The organism is Terriglobus roseus (genome assembly GCF_900102185.1).
In the GTDB taxonomy this organism is placed as follows: Bacteria; Acidobacteriota; Terriglobia; order Terriglobales; family Acidobacteriaceae; genus Terriglobus; species Terriglobus roseus_A.
In genome coordinates, this window is sequence record NZ_LT629690.1 from 1,108,958 (window position 1) to 1,132,908 (window position 23,951).

The 23,951-nt window shown below is 54.7% G+C and carries 12 protein-coding genes and 2 pseudogenes; 6 read left to right on the plus strand and 8 right to left on the minus strand.

Going from position 1 to position 23,951, the window contains the following annotated elements; genetic code table 11:
• Nucleotides 1–43 precede the first annotated feature (43 nt).
• Both BLT38_RS04680 and BLT38_RS04685 read left to right on the plus strand, forming a co-directional pair.
• Nucleotides 44–3,340 (plus strand): TonB-dependent receptor, encoded by a 3,297-nt coding sequence (locus tag BLT38_RS04680; RefSeq protein ID WP_083344149.1) that lies wholly within the window; start codon nucleotides 44–46, stop codon nucleotides 3,338–3,340.
• The gene (locus BLT38_RS04685) at nucleotides 3,340–4,695 is read left to right on the plus strand and encodes a lipase (RefSeq protein ID WP_083344150.1); all 1,356 of its coding nucleotides are present in this window, start codon (nucleotides 3,340–3,342) and stop codon (nucleotides 4,693–4,695) included. Before BLT38_RS04680 ends, BLT38_RS04685 begins: the two co-directional genes overlap by 1 nt.
• Before the next feature lie 379 nt (nucleotides 4,696–5,074).
• Here the strand turns inward: BLT38_RS04685 and BLT38_RS04690 are convergent, their stop codons facing one another.
• Genes BLT38_RS04690 through BLT38_RS04705 form a run of 4 tightly spaced genes read right to left on the minus strand, consistent with a single transcriptional unit; the run spans nucleotide 5,075 to nucleotide 10,196 of the window.
• The gene (locus BLT38_RS04690) at nucleotides 5,075–6,190 is read right to left on the minus strand and encodes an XdhC family protein (RefSeq protein ID WP_083344151.1); all 1,116 of its coding nucleotides are present in this window, start codon (nucleotides 6,188–6,190) and stop codon (nucleotides 5,075–5,077) included.
• A 25-nt stretch (nucleotides 6,191–6,215) separates the two neighbouring features.
• A complete protein-coding gene (locus BLT38_RS04695) occupies nucleotides 6,216–8,501 on the minus strand; it encodes a xanthine dehydrogenase family protein molybdopterin-binding subunit (protein ID WP_083344152.1) in 2,286 nt (761 codons plus the stop codon).
• A gap of 14 nt (nucleotides 8,502–8,515) precedes the next feature.
• Complete coding sequence (locus tag BLT38_RS04700; protein WP_083344153.1) at nucleotides 8,516–9,520, minus strand: FAD binding domain-containing protein; 1,005 nt, start codon at nucleotides 9,518–9,520, stop codon at nucleotides 8,516–8,518.
• A gap of 13 nt (nucleotides 9,521–9,533) precedes the next feature.
• Entirely contained in the window at nucleotides 9,534–10,196 is a 663-nt protein-coding gene (locus BLT38_RS04705; protein ID WP_083344154.1) for a (2Fe-2S)-binding protein, read from the minus strand.
• A gap of 869 nt (nucleotides 10,197–11,065) precedes the next feature.
• Here BLT38_RS04705 and BLT38_RS04710 point away from each other — a divergent pair.
• From BLT38_RS04710 to BLT38_RS20875, 4 genes are all read left to right on the plus strand, one after another.
• Nucleotides 11,066–12,103 carry a LysR family transcriptional regulator gene (locus BLT38_RS04710; protein WP_083344155.1) on the plus strand — a complete coding sequence of 346 codons (1,038 nt, stop codon included), beginning with the start codon at nucleotides 11,066–11,068 and terminating at the stop codon, nucleotides 12,101–12,103.
• A 165-nt stretch (nucleotides 12,104–12,268) separates the two neighbouring features.
• Nucleotides 12,269–12,580 carry a hypothetical protein gene (locus tag BLT38_RS04715; protein WP_419865772.1) on the plus strand — a complete coding sequence of 104 codons (312 nt, stop codon included), beginning with the start codon at nucleotides 12,269–12,271 and terminating at the stop codon, nucleotides 12,578–12,580.
• A 14-nt stretch (nucleotides 12,581–12,594) separates the two neighbouring features.
• A complete protein-coding gene (locus BLT38_RS04720; protein WP_047497119.1) occupies nucleotides 12,595–12,858 on the plus strand; it encodes a VirB3 family type IV secretion system protein in 264 nt (87 codons plus the stop codon).
• Nucleotides 12,839–13,822 carry a hypothetical protein gene (locus BLT38_RS20875; protein ID WP_156785015.1) on the plus strand — a complete coding sequence of 328 codons (984 nt, stop codon included), beginning with the start codon at nucleotides 12,839–12,841 and terminating at the stop codon, nucleotides 13,820–13,822. Before BLT38_RS04720 ends, BLT38_RS20875 begins: the two co-directional genes overlap by 20 nt.
• Before the next feature lie 37 nt (nucleotides 13,823–13,859).
• Here the strand turns inward: BLT38_RS20875 and BLT38_RS21065 are convergent.
• From BLT38_RS21065 to BLT38_RS04750, 4 genes and pseudogenes are all read right to left on the minus strand, one after another.
• Nucleotides 13,860–17,021, minus strand: a pseudogene (locus tag BLT38_RS21065) (sensor histidine kinase); the annotation flags it as partial.
• Nucleotides 17,022–17,481: 460 nt separating this feature from the next.
• Nucleotides 17,482–20,067, minus strand: a pseudogene (locus BLT38_RS04735) (error-prone DNA polymerase); the annotation flags it as partial.
• Nucleotides 20,068–20,206: 139 nt separating this feature from the next.
• A complete protein-coding gene (locus tag BLT38_RS04740) occupies nucleotides 20,207–21,238 on the minus strand; it encodes a recombinase RecA (RefSeq protein ID WP_083344160.1) in 1,032 nt (343 codons plus the stop codon).
• 668 nt (nucleotides 21,239–21,906) lie between these two features.
• Nucleotides 21,907–22,578 (minus strand): SOS response-associated peptidase, encoded by a 672-nt coding sequence (locus tag BLT38_RS04750; protein ID WP_083344162.1) that lies wholly within the window; start codon nucleotides 22,576–22,578, stop codon nucleotides 21,907–21,909.
• Nucleotides 22,579–23,951: the final 1,373 nt, after the last annotated feature.

Sequence of the window (23,951 nt, forward strand, 5' to 3'; positions counted from 1 at the left end):
TGACGACACCTTTGGTTTATCGAACGACTTTAGGGTCGCCCTCATGCGCAAAATACTTCCTTTGCTGGTCTGCCTTACATCTCTTCCAGTTGCAGCTCGTGCTCAGTTCGACACGGGCGCGGTGTTGGGAATCGTATCCGACGAAACCAAGCTTCCCATTTCTGACGTGAAGATTACTCTCGAAGATGTCACTCGTGGAACCCGCTCCGCGATTACGTCCGGTACAAACGGTGCCTTTCAGTTTCCTTCTGTCCCAATTGGCCGCTACCACATTCGTACGCAACATGCTGGGTTTGGCGAACAGGTTAGCCAGGACTTCGATCTCACGCTCGGTGCCCGTCTGCGTATCGACTTTGAGCTTCACCCGGAGCAGGTCAGCACTGTTGTGGAGGTGATGGCAGATGTGCCGCTTCTCCAGACAGAGAATTCGGATCGCGGTCAGACGATCAATGCGGCCCAGATTAGGGAGCTTCCGCTCAACGGCCGCTATTACTCTGACCTGGTCTTGCTGGGAACCGGCGTTATGCGTTCGCCGAGTTCCTACGGCTCCAGCAGTTCCTTCCGAGAAGGCTCGTTTAACGTGAACGGTCTGCGCAGCACGACCAACAACTTCGTTCTGGATGGCCTGGACAACAACTACTTCGGCACCTCCAACCAGGGCTTTGCCAATCAAGTGGTGCAGCCGCCGCCGGATGCGATCGCTGAGTTTCGGCTCATCACGAACAATCAGCCTGCGGAATACGGACGCAGTGGCGGCGGCACCATCATTGCGAGCCTTCGTAGCGGTACAAATCAGTTCCACGGCAATGTGTGGGAATTCATTCGTAACACCGAATTCAATGCCAACGGATACTTTAAGGCTGCTACTGGCAAGCCACGTTTGAATCGGAATCAGTTCGGCTTCACCTTCGGCGGTCCTATCTGGAAAGACAAGACGTTTTTCTTCACCGACTATGAAGGCTATCGCGAGGTCTCATCGACTGTAGCATCGGCCACGTTGCCCACAGTGGCACAGCGCCTTGGAGCGCTTGGCGTACCTGTCCGTAACCCGTATACCGGCACGTTGTACGCGGACGGGCGCATCCCCTCCACGGACATCATTCGTTTTGCCAGCACGGTTCTGGCAGCTCTGCCTGCTCCTACGTCCGCAACCAGTGGCGCAAACTATACCGGCTTGTACAGGATCACCGATAAACGCAACAAGGGTGATATCCGCATTGATCACTACTTCTCACAGAAGATTCGTATCTTCGGCCGCTATGATCAGAGCGCATTCAATGTCTTCGACCCGGGATTGATTACCGGCTTGGCAGGCGGTGGTGGTAATGGCAATCAGATCGTTCCGATCAAGGCTGCGGCTGGTGGACTCACCTGGACCTTAAGCGAGCGTACATTGGTCGACTTTGGATTTGGATTCTCCCAATCGGATGCAGGCAAGAGCCCGCCGTTGGCGGGTGGTCCCAGCATGCTGGAACTTTTCGGCATTCCAGGATTGCCTACGGACCCCGCATATACTGGCGGCATCTCGTCCGAGACACTCATCGGATTCAGTGCTTTGGGACGCCAGGCTACCAGCCCGCAGTTCCAGCACCCTACGCTGTATGACCCGAAGGTCAACTTCACGCACATCCTTGGCACACACACGCTGAAGGTAGGCGCAGAGTATCAGTGGTTGGGTGTGAGAACGCTTGATGTTAACCCGATCCTTGGACGTGACGTCTATTCCGCAATCTTCTCTGCGCCTGCGGTGGGCACGATTCTTCCGAATGGGACGACGGTTACTGCAGCACAGATCAATGCCAACCAGGCTTTGTATAGCCTTGCTGACTTCCTATACGGTGCACGCAACCAGTATCAGCTTGTCAATCCTGGCTACGTCAACCATCGTCAGCAGGCCACCTTCCTGTACGTGCAGGACGACTGGAAGCTGCGCAAGAATCTGACAGTCAACCTTGGTCTGCGCTATGAGTTGGTGACGCCTTTCTACGAGAGAGACAATCTGCTTTCGAACTACGACCCAACCACAAACTCGATGCTCCTGGCGAAGTCTGGTTCCATCTACGACCGCGCATTGGTCAACATGGACACAAACAACTTCGCGCCTCGCATTGGTGCTTCCTGGAGCGCAGACGCGAACACGGTGATCCATGGTGGCTTCTCCATGGGCTACATCAATACGAACCGTACGGGCACCAGCTATCTTGCCTACAACGCTCCGCGATTCATCCTTGCTACGGTGACGCAGTCTGATCCGCGGGCGTCGTCGTTCCGCAACACCCAGCAGGGCTTTCCCGCGGACTTCACCTCCTCGTCCAGCTTCAATCCGCGTAATAGCACGGTGCAGTACATTCCGCGCGATACGCCTTCCGGCCAGGTCCAGAGCTACTATGTCTCGGTGCAGCGTCAGCTTCCATATCAATGGCTGGTTGACGTGGGGTACGTTGGCAATAACTCAAAGAATCTGATCATCATTAACGACATCAATCAGGCTCGTCCGAATGCAGTGAATGAAAACACCAACGTCGAACTGCGTCGGCCTAACCAGTCCTTCAGTTCGATTGCGGCAACTCTTCCGTACGGAACCTCGAACTACAACGGTCTCCAGATTCGCCTTGAAAAGCAGGCCTCCAAGGGCTTTTACTTCCTGAACAGCTTCACATGGTCTAAGACGATTGACATTGCAGCGCAGGCCTTTGACAGCAACAACGGCAACGGTACAAGCGTGCAGGATATTAATAATGTGCAGGCCGATCGTGGCATCTCCAACTACAACCGGCCGTTCAACAATGTGACCAGCGTCCTTTATGAGCTGCCCTTTGGTCACGGCCGGAGTTATCTTGCCAATACCCCACGCGCAATTGACTATGTGTTGGGTGGCTGGGATCTGAACACGATCATCAACATGCGTTCGGGTGAGCCGTTCACCCTGTCCTACACTCCCAATGCGCAGCAGCAGGTTGTTCCCGTGCTTTCGGTTTTGGGCCGCAACAGCTATCGTCCGAACGTAAGCGGTTCATTGCTTGCGCCGGCTGGATCGCGTACTCCGAGCAACTACCTTAATCGTGCCAATGTTAGTGTTCCGCTGTACTATAGCCCGTTCGGCAACTCGGGCCGCAACACAGTGCGCGGATATGCCTTTTACCAGACTGACCTCGGCATTTCAAAGCGATTCCCGATCACTGAACAGATTCGGGTACTCTTCCGTGCAGAAGCGTTCAACCTGTTCAACCGTTCCAACTTCACCGCTCCAGATGGCAACATCTCGAATGCCACGTTTGGAGTCATCACCTCAACGTATCCTCCACGCCAGATGCAGTTCGCATTGAAGGTGCAATTCTAATGATTCTGAATCAGAGAATCTTCTTTGTCGTGGCAGTAATGCTGTCGCTTGCTTCACTTCCGACCTTCGGGCAGAACATCGCCCCGAAGGCGGAAGGGAACTACCCGATCGTCTTTGTTCACGGCAATGGTGACGATGCAGCGAAATGGGTAGGAACGATTTGGCTTTTTGAATCCAACGGCTATCCCAAAGATCGCCTCTATGCGATTCGCTTTTCCAATCCTGTCGCTCGTACAGACGACAGCAAACCGGAAGCCAATCGTTCTTCCACAGTGGACGCAGCCTCAGAACTTAGCAGCTTTGTCACTCGCGTACTACTTGAGACTCACAGCCGCAAAGTCATCCTGATTGGCAGCAGCCGCGGTGGCCTTACCATTCGCAACTACATTCAAAACGGCGGCGGACAGAGCAACGTTGCCGCGGCGATTCTTGCAGGCACGCCAAACCATGGAGTTCTTGTATCAACCGCCAACCTGAACGGAGAATTCAACGGAGGTGGACACTTTCTGACTGCGCTGAACCATGCGAACGACGATGGCAGTGAAGTGGTGGATGGTGTGCGCTTTCTGACGCTGCGTAGCGACAAACTGGACAAATATGCACAGCCCACAGGCGGTGCTTCTGGAGCGTCACAGGTGAGCACTGGTGTCACCTTCGAAGGTCCCGCATTGCGCGGCGCAACCAATGTTGTACTTCCCAATCTGGATCATCGAGAACTCGCGTTTGCACCGGCAGCATTTCGTGAGATGTTCCGCTTTGTTACTGGCACGGAGCCGAAGACGTTGATCGTGCAGCATGAGCAGACGATTCAGATCTCCGGTACGGTGACAGGCTTTACTGGTGTTGCACCAACCAATCTGCCAATGCAGGGAGTTCACCTGAACATTTATCCCGTCAGCAAGGACGGGGGTGACAGTGCCCCGAGCTATAGCATCACCACAGGTGCAGACGGGCAGTGGGGTCCCTTTACGGCCTCGTCGACTCAGGAATATTGCTTTGACCTGGAGTTCCAGGGACGTCACGTGCGCTATTTCAAGGCGCCTTTGTTACGCTCCACTGCGTTGCTAAACCTTCGCTTCCTTCCAGCACCACGCGACACAACCACCCATACGGCAAATACTGCATTGCTGTTTATCGCAAGGCCAGAAGGCTACTTTTCGGCTGGGCGAGATCCGGTCACGCTCAACGGGAAGTCTGTGTCAGAAGAACCTCAAGGACTCCCCGTTCGGGACTCTTTCCTGCTTGGTCTGCCGGATATACAGGCAGTAAGTGTCACCCTGCGAGGGGAACACATCATTGCGCAGCCATCGAAAGACATCGCCAATGATTTACCCATCGTCGATTTTCTCTGGTGACAGAGAGCGGGGTCGCCTAGAGGCGAGCGATCTCACTTCTGCGAAAACACTTCGCCATGGCTAAGGCAGTCATGCGAGTTCTAGGTGTTCAAAGAGGTTTTAGGAAGGCCGGAGAAGTTCTGCGGAAAGGAAATTGGTTGCCCCCCAGGGATCCTCATACGTTGAGAGCAAAGGCATTACAGGTCAATCAACGTGCCGTACCCGTATTCGTACCCCTCTGCACGTCTTGTCGTGGCTCAAGAAGTTCTCATCTCTTCGCATCCGACCCGACGTAGATTATCAAGTCACAGGACATCACCCGCGCAATCTGCTAGTCGCTTGCCCGATGCCTTCCTGTGATCAAGAGAAACTGCTGTAGACGTTCAGGGCTAACGCGGTTTCATTGCGTATTGAGCTCACATCGACTGAAGATCTGTCGTTCAGAGTCGACATCGACAAGGTAGCTCTGCACGCGATGCGCAGACAGCTTTTCCCGTGTTTGCGCCTTGCCACTGCAGACTGCCTGAGCCTCGGCGATGATCGCAAGTGCGATGTCTTCCGGTCCTTCACCGCCGATATCAAGACCGACCGGAGCGCTCACAACCTGGCAGCATTCTTCAATGGAAAGTCCGAGTCGAACCGCCGCGTCCCCCATGAGGAGCGAGCTGCGTTGACGCGAACCGAGAAGGCCCAAATATTTCGGACGTTTCGACAAAAGGGCGATTAAACAATCTCGGTCTTGTTCAAAGCTGTGAGTCATGATGACAGCAGCGTCATGATCACTGACTTCATGCAAGATCTCTTCTCGAGAGGAGGAGACCCTGACATGTCGTTCTGGAAATCGGTCAGCAGCCGCGAGGTGCGTCCGCCCGTCGACCACCGTAACATTCCAACCGAGAAGTGAGGCCATCGTCACAAGGGGCTTTGCGTCGTCACCGGCGCCAAAAATAAAGAGTCGTTGAGGTGGCTTCAGGTGTTCGCAGACAACGCCGTCGACTGTGAGCCGAGTGGGGCCAGAACTCTTGCGCTGAGCCTTCAGCACTTCCTCCTGTGAAAGTCCTGAACTTGCGAACAGTATTCTTCCGCCTCCATCAACGATGACTCGCCTCAGAGTGGTTGACGTTGACGGGAGCCATGTAACCACGAAACGTTCTTTGCCTCCGATGTGGTCTTCGAACGCGCGTAGTAGAGCTTTTCCTTCCTCTGAATCGAGCGGCTCAAGGAGTACATCGAGTACGCCGCCGCAGCCGAGCCCATACGGAACCTCCGATGCGGTATCAAAGACCGTCGAATAACGTTTTATCGCTGCTCCATCTCGAACGAGCCAAGTTGCCTTTCGAACCAGGTCCGCTTCCAGGCATCCACCACTGATGCTGCCTTCGTAGGAGCCATCCTTGCACACCAACAAGCGGGCTCCGGGTTGGCGATAACTTGATCCACTGACATGAAAGAGTGTCGCGAGAACGGAGCCATCGCCACGCTGCCACCGATCGATGATCTGTCGACGCTCTCTCATGTTCTAATAACCCTTCCTGGTTCTCTTAGGCCTGGTGTCGAGCCGCCCCATGCACGCCCAACAGGTCTTCAATGCGAACTGGAAGATTACGCACCCGAACTCCTGTGGCGTGATAGACGGCGTTTGTGATGGCCGCTGCAACCCCTGCCAAACCGATTTCACCGACACCTCGCGCCCCAAGAGGGTTGAGGTTGTAATCTGGATAGTCGAGGAATGTTACGTCGATCTCCGGGCAATCCGCACTGACGGCGACAAGGTAATCAGCAAGGCTCGCGTTGATTGGTGCGCCAGACTTCGGATCATATTCGGTGGCCTCAAGCATCGCCATGCCAACGCCCATAACGACCGCGCCTTCGATCTGATTCCGCGCCGCCTTTGGGTTCAGCATTCGTCCCGCATCAATCACGGTTACCACACGGCTTACTCGCAGCCGAGCAATTTCCGGCTGCCAGGTAATCTCCGCGAATTGCGCTCCATAACTATGAAACGAGAATTTGAGATTCGGATCGCCGAGCGTCCCCTGAGACTTGCCGGCTCCGCTGATCGACTTCAGTTTCGCCATCCGAACGATATCAGCGACAGGGACCTGGGTGGAGGGCTGATCCTTGACTCGAACGAAACCCTCCGCATACTCCAACGTCTTGGCGTCCTTGCCGTGAAACGGAGATTCGGGAGTCTTGACCGCGACCGCGAGTGCAGCTTCCGTCGATTTCTGTGCCGCTTCCAATACCGCAGGAGTTACTGAGGCCGTAGCCCAAGAGCCTCCACTGATCGGGCCCGGAGGCAAAGCGGAGTCGCCGAGCACCACATCCACTTTATGGAGAGGGACGCCCGTTTCATGCGAGACGATTTGTGCGATGGCCGTATACGTTCCACCGCCAATATCCTGTGTGCCGCACACGACACGCGCCGAACCGTCGGCCAAGAGATCAACTGTTGCTTGCGAGTCGGTTCGTGCTGCAATCCACGTGCAAGCAGCTACACCCCAGCCGATCGTCATGCCTTCGGCATTCTTCATGGAGCCAATGGCTGGATTGCGGCGCGCCCAACCAAACTTTTCTGCCCCCGTCGTTAGGCACTCTTTCAGGTGACGCGATGAGAAGGGCAGGCCTGTGCTTTCGTCCTTCTCCGGCTCATTCTTAAGCCGCAACTCGACGGGGTCCATTTTCAGTTTGACCGCGAGTTCATCCATCGCTGATTCCAGAGCGTAGAGGCCCGGAACCGCCCCCGGACCGCGCATCGAGGTTGGTGTCCCGACATTGCGACGCGCAAGTCCGCCTGTGACCAAAACGTTCGGGCAGGAATAGATGAAGCCAGTCGCTTCGCCGCAACCTTCGTCGTAGTCGTCTAGCATACTGGTGTGGTTCACATAGTCCTGCTGGATCGCCGTCATCTTTCCGGTGGTGTCGGCAGCGAGTTGTATCCGCTGATCGATCGCCGGACGATGGCCTACGCTTTGGAACATCATGCTGCGTGACACCACCAGCTTCACGGGCCGACCTAAATTGCGTGAGCAAGCTGCAGCCAAGAGTGCGTGCGGCCAGGGCCAGAGCTTTCCGCCAAAGCCGGAACCCAGAAACCGAGTGATGACCTGCACGTTTTCAGGAGGCACGCCGAGCATGGCCGCCATCACGTCGCGATGATTGACCACGGCTTGCGAGGTTTCATAGAGCGTGTACTTGCCGTCTTTATAAACCGCGACGGAAGCGTGCAATTCAATCGGATTGTGCGTCTCCGTGGGGATTTTATAAACGGCGTCGTGAACGACTTGACTGCTCTTGAGAGCATTGGCAGTGTTGCCACGCTTCGTCACTTCAGTTGCCGAAGGTGTCGTCAAAGCGGTACCGAGGAGCTTGTCTTCGATGCTCAACGATGCCTGGTTATAGCGGACTTTGACCGCTTCGGCAGCTGCCCGTGCCTGTTCTACTGTCTGCGCGACCGCGACCGCTACGTATTGACCGTAGTAGCGAACGACCTTGTCCTCTAAAGGAGGCCGTCGTTCATCGACAATCATGCTGAAGCCAGCAGCAGGCGGGGTTCGATACAAAGGTCCAAGGGTCTCGTGAGAATAGATTGCGATCACACCCGGCATCTTCTCGGCAACGGCTGTATCCATCTCCTGAATCGTGCCACTGCTGATAGTTGCGGTGACGGGCCACGCGTATAGCAGCTCAGCGAAATGATGATCGGAAGAGTACATCGCCTTGCCGGTGGTCTTGAGGGGGCCGTCAATACGTGGTGTGGCAACACCGATTACGCTGCTTTTCGTGATCGGCTGCTGCTGCGGTAGCTGTTCTTTATGTTGTGCCATCGCTCATCTCCCCGTCAGGCCTGCGCCACTGCTTGCGTCAGCGCATGTGTCAAACAGCGTTTGGCTAACTCGATCTTGAAACCATTTTGAGACTGCGATCTTGCGTTGCGCAGAGCTACGTCCGCAGCGCCACGAAAATTCGCCGATGTGGGAGACTTGCCTCTCAGAAAATGCTCTGCCTCCGGGCTTCGCCACGGGACTGTTCCAACGCCTCCCAGCGCTACACGGATGAAGTCGATATGACCATTCGTCGTTTTCAAAATGACCGCCGCCGAGGAGAGTGCAAATTCATAGGAGGCGCGATCACGCAGCTTGAGATAGTAACCCTTCGACCCAGGTATCGGAGCGGGAAGAGAGATATAGGTGATCAGATCTCCAGGCTCAAGCACCGTCTCACGATTTGGTGTCGTGCCTGGCAAGAGATAGAACTGCGTAATCGGGACTGTCCTGTCGCCTTTGCTACCCGTGATGTGGATGACCGCTTCAAGAGCTGTTAGCGCAACATTCTGATCCGAGGGATTGGTCGCAATGCACTGGTCGCTGGTGCCGAGTATTGCGAGCATCCGATTATGGCCGCCAATGGCCGGACATCCACTTCCGGGCTCGCGTTTGTTACACCCGAATGCCGTATCGCGGTAATACACACACCGCGTCTTTTGCAGAAGATTGCCAGCAGTCGTCGCCATGTTGCGCAATTGTGTCGACGCCCCACTGAGAATCGCCTGTGACAGGACGGGATACCGCTGTTTCACGGCGTCATGATTCGCAACCACGCTGTTGCGGGCAAGCGCTCCGATTCTGAGTCCACCATCCGTGAGTGGCTCGACCGTGTCGAGTGGGAGGTTGTTGATATCAACGAGCTGGCGAGGCGTCTCGACGTTCAGCTTCATGTAGTCAACAAGGTTGGTGCCTCCCGCAATGAAGCGGACCGGAGCACCTTGCTGCGCAGTCGACGAAGAGGCTTGCGCTTTGACTGCTTCTGGAACCGACCCTGCTGTGATCAAGTCAAATGGGTGCATGCTCAGCTCCTAATTAGGCAGTAGCATTACGACGGCAAGCCTGTACGGCAGCCACGATGTTTGGATACGCTCCGCAACGACAGATATTGCCAGAGAGCGCTTCTTTGACATCACTGTCGGCAGGTCCCCATGATTCACGCAACATCGCAGCTGCGCTCATAATTTGTCCGCTGGTGCAATACCCACACTGATATCCATCGTGTTCAACAAAAGCTGCTTGCAATGGATGCAGTTTGTCCGGTGAACCGAGTCCTTCGATCGTTGTGATCTCTTTGTTTTGCTGCATGGCTGCAAACAGAAGACAGCTATTGGCACGCTGGCCGTTGACATGAATCGTGCAGGCTCCGCATTGGCCATGGTCGCAGCCTTTTTTCGTGCCGGTCAAATGGAGCGTTTCCCGTAGTGTGTCGAGCATCGTCGCACGCGGATCGATCTCCACCTTGTGCATCTGGCCATTCACTCGAAGCGTGATCGGAACCGTTCCGGGAATCGAGTTCTCATGGGGCGCTTGCGCTGCCTGTGAGACAGAATCGACGACGGCTGCGGCGGCGAGAGGTGCTGCAACACCGGCTGTGGCTGTCGCCACTCCGGCAGCGCCTGCTCGCGTGAGGAACGCACGACGGCTTAATCGTTCGATAGCGGTTAACGGCTTTTGTTCGTCCGAGTGGTCCGACATGGTCCCCTCCGTTCGTTTAGCTTGCTCTGTTCCAAGGTTTTCTTGTGCGCCATACAGCGGCGAATGCAAAGATCTTCAATTCAATATCGCGCTGGCAGTGAGTAACCGCCTTGTGTGACCGTGAGTCTAGCCCCGCTTCCATTCGTTGGTCTACGCCACTTGCCGAGTTACATCCTTCAAGATCACTCGCACGCACGCTATTTAGATGAATATTCACGCGAAAACGTTCGACAGCGGGACATACAAAACGTGACTTCTGGACTGCGTTTGCCATTTCTCGAGAACGAAGCGATCGAGTTCATGGCTAACAGAAGATTGGTCCGCCTCCACGCGCGAGCGTTGCGCAAATGGTCAGGAAGTGCTCGACGAATTTCGGGTTCTTGTATCCGCTATGTGTGAGAGGTCGGTGGTATCCCACCCCACGGCCAGGACCACTCGCTAGCTACCAAAAGAATATGGAAATACGACAAGTGTTGCTACTGTATTTCCAGTCGCGGCTAGGCCTCCAAGCTTGCGTCCCAGTGATCAGTCCTGACTGATTCCGTCCTCGACAGTCTCTGACTGTCGTACATAGGGAGATAACTACCGAGTTGGTTACGGTGTTGTGGTGTGGGACGGCTTCTATCCAGATGTTAGAACGGCTGTGATTTATGCAGATTCCCAGCTGCCGTTCGGGTTTTGTTGGTGCACGAATCTGGTGATGGTCGTTCCTGAGGAAAAAGGCCCGCGTAAATTTGGCCGTTGTCGCGCCCGATACGTAAAATCCGGCGACGCTCTGTAACGATCAAAGAAGATCCACAAGTTCGCCATCTGTCCGTTCTCCGCCTCTCCTACCGCGCAACGCACGTTAAAACGGGACGACTGAACGAATGTACGATTGGGCCGAATTCAGGCACTTCCGATACCTTCTCGCAATCCTCGAGAAGGAGGGGTTTCGGGCTGCGGCGGAAGATCTTCGCACGGCACAACCAAACCTCAGTGTGCAGGCGCGACAGTTTCAAGAGAATGCATCGATTCGCCTCTATCGAAAGACGAAGAGCGGCCGCATCCGCATTACAGAAACCGGTATGGCGTTCATGACCCTCGCTCGCTTTCTCCTTGAGACGAGGCAAGAGGTGATTGATACTCTGATGGCGCTCGAACGCGGTGAACTCGGTTCCTTGCATCTGGGATACACCTCGCTTGCCGATCCGATCTTGTTTCGTGACTTGTGTGCTCTGCAGAAAGAGATTGCTCCCGCTTGTCAGATCCGTCTCAGTCACGGCGATACCGTGCAACTCGGCAAGGAAGTGCTGGAGAGAAGTCTGGACGCCGCACTGGTTACGCTGCCCATTGAGCATCCTGACCTCCGAGTTGAGCTATTGCGAAGTGACCGGTTGGTGTGTTGTCTTCGACGCGACGATCCATTGGCAATAAAGCTGGCGATTAAACCGCACGATCTTCAGGAACGGCTGTCAGTCCTGTTCCATCCCGATCGACATCCGGAGGCGCATGAACGTTTGCTGGAACTCTTCACGGATGCCGGTATCCAGATCAGAGAGTACTCGTGTGCTACGCATCCATCCGAGTTGCAGTCTCTTGTACGAGAGGGATATGGCATCGCCCTACTGCGAGAAGGAACAACTCTCGACGATGCGCTCACCACGCGTCCGGTTGCGGGAGTCTCGTGGACGGTTGACATGGCCATTATCTATCGCCGCGATACGCATTCCAAGTCTTTGCCGTTACTCGTCAAGAGATTGAAGAGAAACCTGGGCCTATCGAGAGTGCAAGGCTCTCCGAGTCGGGTCTCAAATGGTCATGCAACATCGACCGCAATGCGGCGGCTTCCGCAACCGGAAAAGACTGTTTCCACACAGCTGAATCTCCTCGATGCAATGGAAGGGAAGCGCGGCAAATGCGCATGACCGATACGAAGCAGCTATCCCCCGATAGCAAAGACGTATTGGACGGCATGTCCAGCTCCTCCTAATCTTCAGGCATATCTCGACTGCATGGAGTCGATGGAGGTGCCTATGAATCACAGACTTCGTATCGTTCGTTTCCTTCACTCACACCGCTTTAGACGACGTATGTTGAGGAACCTTCGTGAGTGTTACCGCACTCTTTTACCCCTTCTCGTTGCTTCCGTATGTGCCGGAATCGCACACGCACAAGGAACGATGGATTTCTCCGGCGCGCAGACCTTGATGGGAACGTTCAAAACGTTTGCCATGTATGCCGGGGCAGTTATCTGTTTGGGGGGCTTGATATTCGCCGGCATTCGCATGATGTCTGGACGATTTCAAGATGCAATTCCTGGTCTCTTTGGTGCGCTCTTTGGCGCCGGTGTGCTCGGCTGGGGAGCTGGTTGGATTGGCTCGCTCACCGGGCAGCAGATGTAGGAGGTACATCTGCGATGTCCCGTCGAGGAGAGCCGCAAGCAATCAATCAGGCATTGAACCGTCCGCGAGCCAAACTCGGTCTGGACCTCACGGCATGGATGGCGATCGTATTCGTCTGCATTACGGTTTTCCTCGTTGGGCTTCGTCTGCTGGCCATGATGGCATTTCCCACGTTGGCAATCGCTGCATGGCTCATCATCCGCAAACACCCGAAGATGTTTCAGCTTTGGGGACTCAGCCTCAACCAAAAGAGCTACTATGACCCGCGCAAACACTGAGCAGATCCGATCGGTTCCATGGTTCGCGAAAGCGGGCGCGGCGTGCAGCATCGTTCCCATTGCACGCTTCGTCAACGACCACATCTTCGCATTGAAGAGTGGTGGCTACGGATGTCTCTTCTCCCTGTCCGGACTGGACGAAGAAGGACTGACAGATCAAGAGCTGGATTCTCATCTCCGCATGATCGAGGGCGCGTTACGTGGCCTACCGGATGGCGCCTGCCTCTACCAATACACGCGTGTGCGTTCTGGGTTCGCTCTCCCGCGACAGAAAACCTATGGCAATCCCGTCACACAGGCCTTCGTAGATGACCGTCTCCATTTCCTCGAGACGTCAGCAAGCTTCCGTCGTATCGACCTGCACTGGTGCCTGACATTGGAGCCACCTACGGCGGGATCTTTCAAGCACAAGCCACCGGAACATGCCGGAGTCACTTCGCGCATGCTGGTTGAGCTCGAAAAATCCGCGAGCCTCCTTGTTGGCAATCTCACCAGCCTGATTGGATTGTGTGGGCTCGACAAACAACAGGCGTTCCAGTTTTTCAGCTATCTCTTCAACCTTGAAGATTGGGCTGAACCATCACAACTCACATCCGGTCTCGGAGTTGATCGGAACATCGTACAGAGTGCCGTTTCCTGGGAGAACGATCACCTGCGCGTTGGGAAGCGCTTCGTGCAGATGTATTCGCTGAAAACCACACCCGAAGCCTCACGACCCTGCCTGTTCTCGAGCCTGCTAGGACTCGACTGTGACAGCATCCTTTGTTCGACCTGGCGGCCGAAGTCTTCGGCGACTGCCCGCCATGAGATTGACCAACAGGAGAAGTTCATCAGCTTCTTCAAAGTGGGCGTGTTGTCTCGCGTGATGGCCGGCAGAGACACAGCCTCGCTTGACACAGGAGCCGGGGCGAAGGCCGCGACCGAGACTTGTCATAAACACTCGCTGCGGGAATACTCAGCGTGATCTCAGTACCGACACTCAATTCGCTCCACACCTCTAATGTTCCACCCACAAGTTTTGCGCGTTCGCGCATACCATGCAAGCCCCAATGGCCAAGGCGATGGTCAGGAGTTAAGAGAGAAGGATCGATCCCCATCCCATCATCTCCGACTCGGACTCTTAGAAATTGCCTGTCGTAACGGATTTCGATTTCAATCCTACGTGCATTGGCATGCCGGATCGAATTCCGCACGGCCTCTGCGATAATCCGATACACCTCGTCGCGTACTACCGGATTCATAGGTATGGGAGTACCTTCTGTTTGCACACGAACTTCGGGCTCTTGTTCGGCGGGTGAGCCGCTTAGGGTTAACCTTGCGAAATTGCTTACGGCTTGTTCGAGGTTGCTAGCAGACGATCCTGCGGACCTCAATTCATTTAGCGTGTCTCTGCCTTCCGTGATTGCCTGCGCGGTTTGGTCGATTGTTCTTTCCAGACGGAGTCTCGCTTCCTCCGGTTGTGTCGAGAAAACATTGAGGACAGTCTGTAGACGGAGAAGCAACGCGTGCAAGCTCTGGAGCAATGTATCGTGGAGATCTCGCGCAATCCGCGTCCTCTCATCGACCTGTGCCTCGATTCGGATGTTGACCTGATCTGCGAGTTGGCGCATCCGATAGCCGTATGCAGCCCAAATTATCAAAAGCGCTAACAGCACGTATGAGGTCCGAAACCATGCCGTATTCCACCAGGGGGGCAGGATGACAATTTCAAGCTCCGCCCCTGGGTCGCTCCATGCGCTGCTATTTGTGGCCCCTTGCACCCGAAAGTGATACGTCTTCGCGGAAAGGTTTGTGTACGTCACGGAGCGATTGTCGCTACCAACCTCATTCCATAAGGTGTCCAGGCCCTCAAGCTTGTAGCGATAACGATTGGTCAGCGAGTTCGAATAGGCGAGAGCAGCGAATGTCAATGTGAACGGAGTCTGCTTGTGAGTGAGCGTAATTTTCGACGTGTACGAAATGGCTTGAGGCAACGTAACGGGAGTGCTCACGTTGCCTAGCAACCTCAAATCCGTAATCACTGTGGGGGGAGCATAGTTACTGTCGGGAATCGCTTCGGGGAGAAAGGTAGTTGCTCCATTGAATCCCGCAAAAAACATCTGTCCGCGCATGGTGCGCAGGCAGTCGCCTCCATTCGCCATCTCTGGTCCAGGAAGTCCATCTGCAGCTGAAAAGTTACGGAACGTTTCTGTTCGCGGATCAAAGCTAGGGATCCCTCTCGTTGTCCCCATCCAAAGCTTCCCGCGAGAGTCCTCAGTAATGCAGGCGATCGAACTGCTCGCCATTCCATTTCGTCCGTCATAAACAGTAAAACGCTTAGTCGCCGGGTCGAACTTATTGAGGCCATTTACGGTGGCGACCCACATCACACCGTCGTGTGCGAAAACGATCGAATAAACGATGCTATCGCTCAAGCTTCCCGGAGCGTCACCGCTATTGAAGATCGTGAACTGCGCGGTCTTCGGATTGAAATGTTGCAAGCCAAAACCGTTTGTCCCAAGCCAGAGTTCATGTTGGGGATCCTCAGCCAGCGTCAAATAGATTTGCTCTCGAGCATGTGGATCGGCTTTGAACGTAGTGAAGCGCTCCGTTCGCATATCGAAGCGGTCAAAGCCATCGTAGGTCGCAGCCCATAACGTGCCGTCGTGAGCCACCAACAATCGATCAACCACGTTATTGCTTAGTGAGGTCGGGTCATTCTCCCTGTGTCGATAGCTCTTCCAATTGCCATTTTTGGGATCAAGGCGGAAAAGACCGTTGTTGGATGTGCCAGCCCAAATGAATCCATCATGATCTTCAACAACACTGATGACCTCGAAAATGACGCCAGGTTTGACTCCTGTGAATGCGGTTCTCTTGCCCGAAGGATCAATGCGGTACAGGGCTTCGGCTGTTCCGATCCATAGGTTCTGGTGACTGTCCTCGTAGAAACAGCCTGCTCCATTTTGCTTTGGGACCAGAGGGTGGAAGGGAAGCGGAACAGGAGAGAAGCGCTGTAGTCCACTGCCAGGAAGTCCGGCCCAAATGCTTCCATCGCGATCTTCGAATAACGCGATGACGTTGTTTTCTGCGAGGCTGGTGGCATCGTCTGGCTTGTGTGTGTAACTGAGGAACCGGTTGTGTTCACGATCCAACTTCAGAAGTCCAGATCCCTGTTTCGCCAGCCAGAGGTTTCCATGTCTGTCTTCCAACATTGCGTCGACACCGCTGTAGTCTGTGCTCGACGTGTCTCCTGGTCGAAATGTGTAGTAGGTAAGGACATTGTGTTCGCGATCAAATTTCGCCAGCCCATTCCCCGTTCCATAGATAATCCAGAAGCCACCCATGTGATCTTCATAGAACGAGAGATCGCGGGACGCAGTATGAAGAGGGATGGATAGCTTTATGTGCCCGGTTGCACGATCCAGTTCATACATGCCATAGGGTTCTCCAACCCAGAACCTACCGGTTTTGTCTTCTCCAGCGGCGACCACGTGATTGTCCGGGAGACTCTCAGGATCACTAGGATCGTGGGCGTAGATACGAATCGAGCCGTTCTTTGGATCAAGCCGATACAAGCCGCGGTCGGTTGAGAACCACAGCAATCCGTCATGATCCTGCGTGATCTGCTTCACTTTAGGAACGGGAAAGTGTGTGAATGTCTCTGTCTTTGGATTGAAGCGATCTACGGATTGCTCGCAGCCCAGCCAAAGCATGCCCTCACGATCTTTGAACAGCGCTTCGACTCGAACGCCACCTACGCTGTTCGTGTTCCCCCTTTCGTGCATATAGACCTTGAAGCTGTAGCCGTCGAAGCGGTTCAGGCCAAAGAATGTGGTGAACCACATGAACCCTTGATCGTCCTGAACGATATTGGTGACCCGGATCTGCGAAAGGCCTTGGGCCGTCGTGATGTGTGTGAAACGAATGTCTGTAGTGTCAACGATGGGAAGCTGCAACGTCGCAGGACTAATGTGGGCCCTTGTTGGTTCCGCGGAGACGCGATGATGCTGACTAGAACGACTACTAGACAGCAGGCAATACGGGCCAGAGGGAATATACCTATGGGGCCTCGAATTTTGCACCGCCGAAGAGCCTGTCTCCTGCAGTTCGGTGCAGCGCTTTTGGGAAAAAGGCTGGGTTTCGTCCAGCGAGTGTATTTGCACATGGAGAATGCCGTTCATCGCTTCCGAATCTATTCGATAGCCATAGAATGCCACCGGTCGGCACGAGTGGCTAGCCCAAACTTGTAGAGATATCCACTAGTGGAACGCCAAAACAATGCGAAGGAAATCTGAGAAGCCGCGCCGTCGATAGCAGACATACCTCGTCTGAGCAAGGTCCCTAAGAAGACTCCATTGCATTTACGGCGGTGAATCTTCATCGGTAGCAACATACCAAGGAACTCTTTTTGAGTGGAAGAGATCTGGGTATCGTGTCGTTAAGAAGCTCAACATGCGCTTCGCAACTCGTGCGCTGTGCTCGACCTCCTTTTCCCATTCTTCTCCTGCAAGCCCATCGCTGTGTGTGGCTTCCCATCGGATTGTGCGCATCCCCAAGATGAGTCCTGCCGTAATTACGAGGGCAGGGCCAAGTTTCTGTTGATCGACTTCATTCCGATATCCACCGACTTGTGAACCATTGTTAGTGGAAGTCATGCGAAGTCACCTCAAGACGGCCCACAGCACCATCAAGCGAGAGCTCTTTGAATGAACTCGCCATCACATGAATGATCGGACCTTCCTTCTGGAGAGGACCTTCTACTGCGATAAACTTTGCCGTTGTGATGACCTGTCGGTGTTGTTCGAAAAACTCTGGCCCAATGAAAACGTTGAAGACGCCTGTCTCATCGGCGACTGAGAGAAACACAACCCCGGATGCAGTCCCTGGCCGTTGCTTGGCGATCGCCAGGCCAGCAGTTCTAACATAGGAGCCGTCGGGGCGATGAGCGAGATCCACCGCCCTCAGATAGCCCCTACGTTGAAGTTCTTGGCGGCGAAACCACATCGGATGCGGACCTGTCGTTACGCTGCTGACGGCGTAATCTGCGACGAGTCGTTCTTCGGCTGTCATGGGAAGCAGGGGAGACTCATGGATTTCCTCCCGAAGCCATTGGCTTTGCTGCATGAGCAGCGGGCCTTCCAAACGGCCTGCTCGTTCGATCTGCCACAGTGCATCCCGTCGATGCACCACTCCATCCAGGGTGTTCAAAGCGCCGACATTTGCTAGCAGAGCTAGCTCCTTGCGGTTCAGTTGTGGAACTCGAAGAACGAGATCATCCACCGACTTGAATCGGGCTTGCTTTCTCGCTTGCACAATAGCCTCACTACACTGACTCCGTAACCCGCGGACGTATCCAAGACCAAGACGTAGCGATAGGGAATAGTCGGTCTCATGTTCGACAGAGCACGACCAATCTGAAATCTGAATATCGATGGGCTTCACACGCAAGCCGTGCCGTCGTGCATCTTCGACAATTACTGACGGACTGTAGAAACCCATTGGCTGGTTGTTGAGCATCGCGCAGGTGAAGGCTGCCAAGTACTTCACTTTGATGAACGCTGAAGCGTAGGCAATTAGAGCAAAGCTGGCTGCATGGCTCTCGGGAAATCCATAGAGTGCAAACGAGCTGATGTTTTGAATGATGGTCTCCTGCGTTTCGGTGTCGAGCCCATTCGCCGTCATTCCTTCGCGCAGCCGACCTTCGAGATTCTTCATACGCTCCCAAGAACGACGCATTCCGACCGCACGGCGAAGTTCCTCCGCCTCGGAGCCGGTGAAATTCGCAACGACCATTGCCATGCGCAGCAATTGTTCCTGAAAGAGGGGAACACCAAGCGTTCGCTTCAATGTGGATTCCAGCGAAGGATGTGGATAGCTCACTTCTTCCTGCTTCTGCCGCCGTCGCATATAGGGGTGCATCATCTTGCCGACGATTGGTCCCGGGCGAATGATGGCAACCTGAACCACCAAGTCATAAAACTTCTCGGGGCGATTGCGCGGCAACGAGGACATTTGCGCTCGGCTTTCAACCTGAAACATCCCGATCGTGTCCGCCCGTTGGAGTGTGCGATACACCTCTTCGTCTTCGGGAAGCTGGGCTAGATCGAGTGGCTCTCCGTAATGCTGTGGCACAAGAGTTAGACAATCTTTAAGAACGGCCATCATGCCCAGCCCTAAGAGATCGACTTTGATGATGCCGAGGTTGGCACAGTCTTCCTTGTCCCACTGCACAACGGTGCGTCCCACCATTGACGCGCGTTCGAGAGGGACGACCTTGTCGAGCGCTCCCTGGCAGATCACCATACCGCCGGAATGCTGTCCGAGATGACGTGGCAGATCCTGTACTCGCATGCAAAGTTCCAGATACTTTGCGATGCGCGGATGCTGCACATCGAAGCCAGCGTTCTGGAAGGAACGCGCCATCGTGTCGTTCGGCCCTTTCCACTCGTAGTTCGCAACTAAACCGGAGAGACGTTGCAGTGATTCTGGATCGAAGCCGAGAGCTTTGCCGACCTCACGTGCCGCCGACTTACCTCGATAGGTGATGACATTCGCAGTCATTGCTGCACCGAGTTGGCCATACCGTTGATACACATACTGGATGGCTTGTTCGCGCTTTTCTTCCGAAGGGAGATCGAGGTCGATGTCCGGCCACTCACCACGGCTCTCTGAGAGAAAGCGTTCGAAAAGTAATTCCATCCCAACGGGATCGATTGCTGTAATCTCCAGCGCGTAGCAGACCGCAGAGTTGGCGGCGCTGCCTCGTCCCTGAATGAGAATGCCGTGCTTCTTACAGAACTCGACGATATCCCACACGATGAGGAAGTAGCCTGCAAAGCCTAATTTTGCAATCAACTTCAGCTCATGTGCGACCTGCTTCTTTGCGCGTTCGAGGAGGCCTATATTGCGCTTCGATCCGTATCTCCGTGCGACGCCTTCTGCAACGCGTTTCTCGAGGAAGCTGTCCATTGTCTCGCCATCCGGTACCGGATAACGCGGGAATTCATATCCCAAAGCAGAGAGCTGGAAGTGGAGCCGCGATGAAAGTTCGACCGTGTTTTCAATCGCGCCAGGTACATCGCGAAAGAGAGCCGCCATGCGATTCGCTGGACGAAGATGGCGTTGATTATTGGAAGCTAAGAGGCGTCCGGCATCATCGAGACGTGTGTGATTGCGCACCGCGGTGAAGAGATCGGCAATTTCACGGTCGTATCTGGTTGCGTATTGAGGGCACACACGGTTTGCTGTGGAGCCTCTCCTTCGAAGACCACACACGGTTTCTCGCTCAGTTCTGGACGAAGGCGCAGAAGGGCTTGCGCAGGAAACTCTCGCGCATAGACGCACACGTAGAGTTCGGGAGGTGTCTTCATCTCGGCCCTACCCAACTTGCACGTTGCTGCCACCGTGCTTCTGTCGCACGTTGTGGAGGCTTACGCATCGGAATGACATTAGAAGGCGTTTGTGTGAAACGTTGGCGCAACACTTCCACTCGCGCATTCAGTCCCGTGAACACAGTTTGTTCTTCATCGGTGTCATCCATCGGATGCAGGCGAAGTTGCAACTCGGAGCTACTCTTCGCACACGGATATTGCGAGAGGAGAAGGATGCTGGATTGCGTCTGCTCGGCTGCTACACGATAACGATGCCATGTCGAAAGTTCGATACGCGCAGCGTATTCCGGTGCGATGCTGCCAAGGTCGAGCACGATTGCGCTGAATCCGCCTGTCTGAATCAAGAGATCGGCGGAACGCAATGCTTGTTCGATGGCATCGTAGGCATGGGCTCGACGATGCGTCCGTTTCGCAGTTGTGGCGGAGATCAGGCTTGGCTCGAAGGTTTGAGGAATAGGACGTGGCCTGGCAATCGGCTCTGCACAGCGAGCGGCAATGACTTCCTCACCCAAGAACCGATCCACAGCTGCGGAAAGCCCCTTCGCTTCGGATCGCGGATGGGTACCATGTCCTCCGCCGTGTAGACCCTTCGTCACTGCCTTTGGAGTGAAGCACGCGGACGGCAAAGAAAACTGTTTCGTCTCCTGTGCCTCGATGCGTTGCTGGACACCACAACGCACCCAAAGCAGGCGTCCCAGATCGACTCCTACAGACGCCGCCGAGGCGGGATGAAACGTGTTCGATGCATCGATCCAAGCGCAAACTCTTCCCGATGCCGTAATGGATGCAAGGAAGGAAAGGGCGACGGAAGATCTTCCGGAGCAGTCTTCCCCAACCAACTCCGTAAGAGCCCCGACAGGAAATCCGCCACCCACTAGCTGGTCCAGCGCAGTGATGCCAATCGGGTTCGTTGGGCGAATAGTCCTCGTGGTTGGTGTTAGCGCCGATGGAATTCGGGCTGCTAAAGCAGCCTCAACTTGTATCCGGATTGTGTTGGAGGAGAGCATGGCGTATTCGCCATATATTCGCCTATGGTGACGGGGAGACGTCAAGCAACTCTTGCACGCTTACATGTGCAAATGCTCTCTAACGATAAGCAATGAAAGAAGTAAAGATTTCTTGCTCGCAGGCTTGAATCAAGGTGCTTGTTTTCGTACGTAGCCCGATAATCCGGTGGGGATAGAACACCATAGGCTCCATCTGCGCTATCGGCTGTCATCTCTTAGTGGAACCTTTTGCATAGAAACAGGAGCGCTCACTCTCTCGGTGAAAACACAGGAGATTTGGCTCTCCTTCAGGTGCGTCACTGATGGTAAACACGTTTCTCAGGAGTAACTCACTCCGGCGACTCTTGTTTTGTCTACTGCTTGTCCGGGTTGGTATCGATGCGCCTCATGCCCACGGCGTCGATAAACCTGTCGATGTCGGTCATGGAGCAGACCAGGGTTCCGTCTGGGGTCTCGTAAGCAGAAAGCAGTTCGCTCGAAGTGGCATATAGTGCCCGTTCTCTGATGAGAGGAGAGCCGTCCCGATGAATGAAAGGATGCGCTACCTGGTGGCCATCCGAGAACGCGCTTAGTTCATAGGTGACGTCCGGCAATCTCTTGCCGTGTACTTCGCCATTTCGCCCTTCACTCACGTGCCACCGTCACAATCTGGGATGTGTTGCAGGCCATCATTTGCTATTCGGTTCCACGAACATCTCAACCTGTGTGTTGTCGGTGAGCTGTGCTGTCATCGCCTCCGCTTCAAACGGACGCAGCAGATCAATGGGTGGCCGCTCTGTCTCTTCGCGACTCAGCCATCGCGTGTAGTCGTTCGGGTGCAAGATTACAGGCATCCGTGTATGAATTGCTTCCATCAGTTCGTTCGGGTCGGTAGTGATGATGGTGTAGCTTTGTAACCACTCGCCAGTATCAGGATTCTTCCACGCTCCCCACAATCCCGCGAAGGCGAACGGGTGATCATCCTTCATCGCGATTTCGAACTTGGGATTATCTTTCTTTCGAATCTTGTGCCATTCATAAAAGCTGTCAGCGGGTACGAGGCAACGGTGAGAGGCGAAGGCTCTCCTCCACATGCCTGCCTTCTCGATGCCTTCCGCTCGTGCATTGAACGTGGTGGGTGGAAACTTCTCATCTGGCTTATGCCAAGAAGGAATGAAACCCCAACGGGCCATCACAAGGTCACGCTCGCCAGTGTCTCTATTCAACCGGATAATCGGCTGCATCGTGGTGGGTCGCACGTCGTCATCAGGGGGCAAAATAACGCTGTCTAGATGCCCGTTGACATGGAACGCCGTGGCGATGGCCTGCTTATCCGATTTCCGTTTGTAACGACCGCACATGAAGAATGAGACGCGTGAGCGTGGCGGATGAACTGTGGCCGAGCGAACGAGGGATGAAAGGTTCTCACAGACCTGGGGTGTGAGTCATCCCTCGTCATGGCTGCCACGCTCGCTGCTTTTGAAACAGTCTGTGCTGCGGTGCCCTTTGCTCGCTCCGTCTGAGCTTACTGGATGTGGGAGAGGGTTGGAAGACAAAAAAGTGGCGACTCGCATGGAGTCGCCTTCTCCCAGGTCTGTAACTCCCTCAGTGTTGTCGATCCCACTCGGTTGCGATAGTTACCAAGGACGCGGGACGTTTTCGCACCTCGCGGGCACGACCCAACACAGTGAAATCTTTGAGGGTGCTCACTTCTATCAGGAGCGAGCTTTCCACTTTCGCAGTGATATGAGCCCTACGGAGAAATAGACGGACAAAACGCAGTGAGGCCCACCGAAAAACCGGTGGGCCTTGTGGCGTTTTCGGCGAGCTCTAACCCGGGAATTTGTAGTCTCTGGATTTGGAGACGGACGGAGAGTGCGTGGACGATACGACGTACGTAAATGGTTTGTGCGAATTCGCAACGCTCGCAGGAGACGGTCCTTTCCCTTTGGGGAGCCTCGCCCATAGACCGCCGGAAAGCACGAAGAGCACAAGGAGCACGTCGTGAACTGGCCCCCAGTTCTGGAACGCTTCCTCGATGTCCGGCCAACTCACCGTACAATCTCGCCAAGTCAGTGAGGGAGGATTGTGAAGGATGACGAGTGGGTGGGTTGGGACGTCCAGCGGTGTGAGAGAAAGCGGTGGGCCCACGGAGATCGGTGGCCTATGGCTTGCAATCGGAGCAGATCTCGACGGTTGTGAGGGCCCGGCCGGGGCTTGCACTGGAACTTCTACGACAACGATCTTCGTCGTACCTGTAGATAGTTCGAGGTTCTTCATCGGAGGTTGCGGGAGAAGGGGATCCGATGGAGTCGTCTGGACGGGCACAGCGATCGGGCGACCAAGATGAATCACGGTAGGTTTCGGAAGATAGCCCGGAAGGCGATAGCCTTGGACTATTTCAATCGGGTGCGGTTGCTGAGGCGAACTGGAACCCGATTGCGCAAGGGTTACGGATATAGGCGCGAAGCAGAAGAAGCTGGTGATAGCGGCACTGGACTTTCTCATGACGCACTGACCTTTCGAGAAGAAGAAAAGAGATCTCGGTTCAGTCGTGTCCGCTTGGCGGTTGCATTTTCGTCAGCAGTTCGTCGACACGCTCAACCTCAAAAAACGTAGAAATTGGATGGGAAGTCGCTCCGTCTCAGACGAAAAGGAATCCAAGCGCAGTGTTGATTTGCGAGGGACCGCTCGCAAGAGCGCCACCCAGTGATCTTCTTCTACTCCTGAAGTT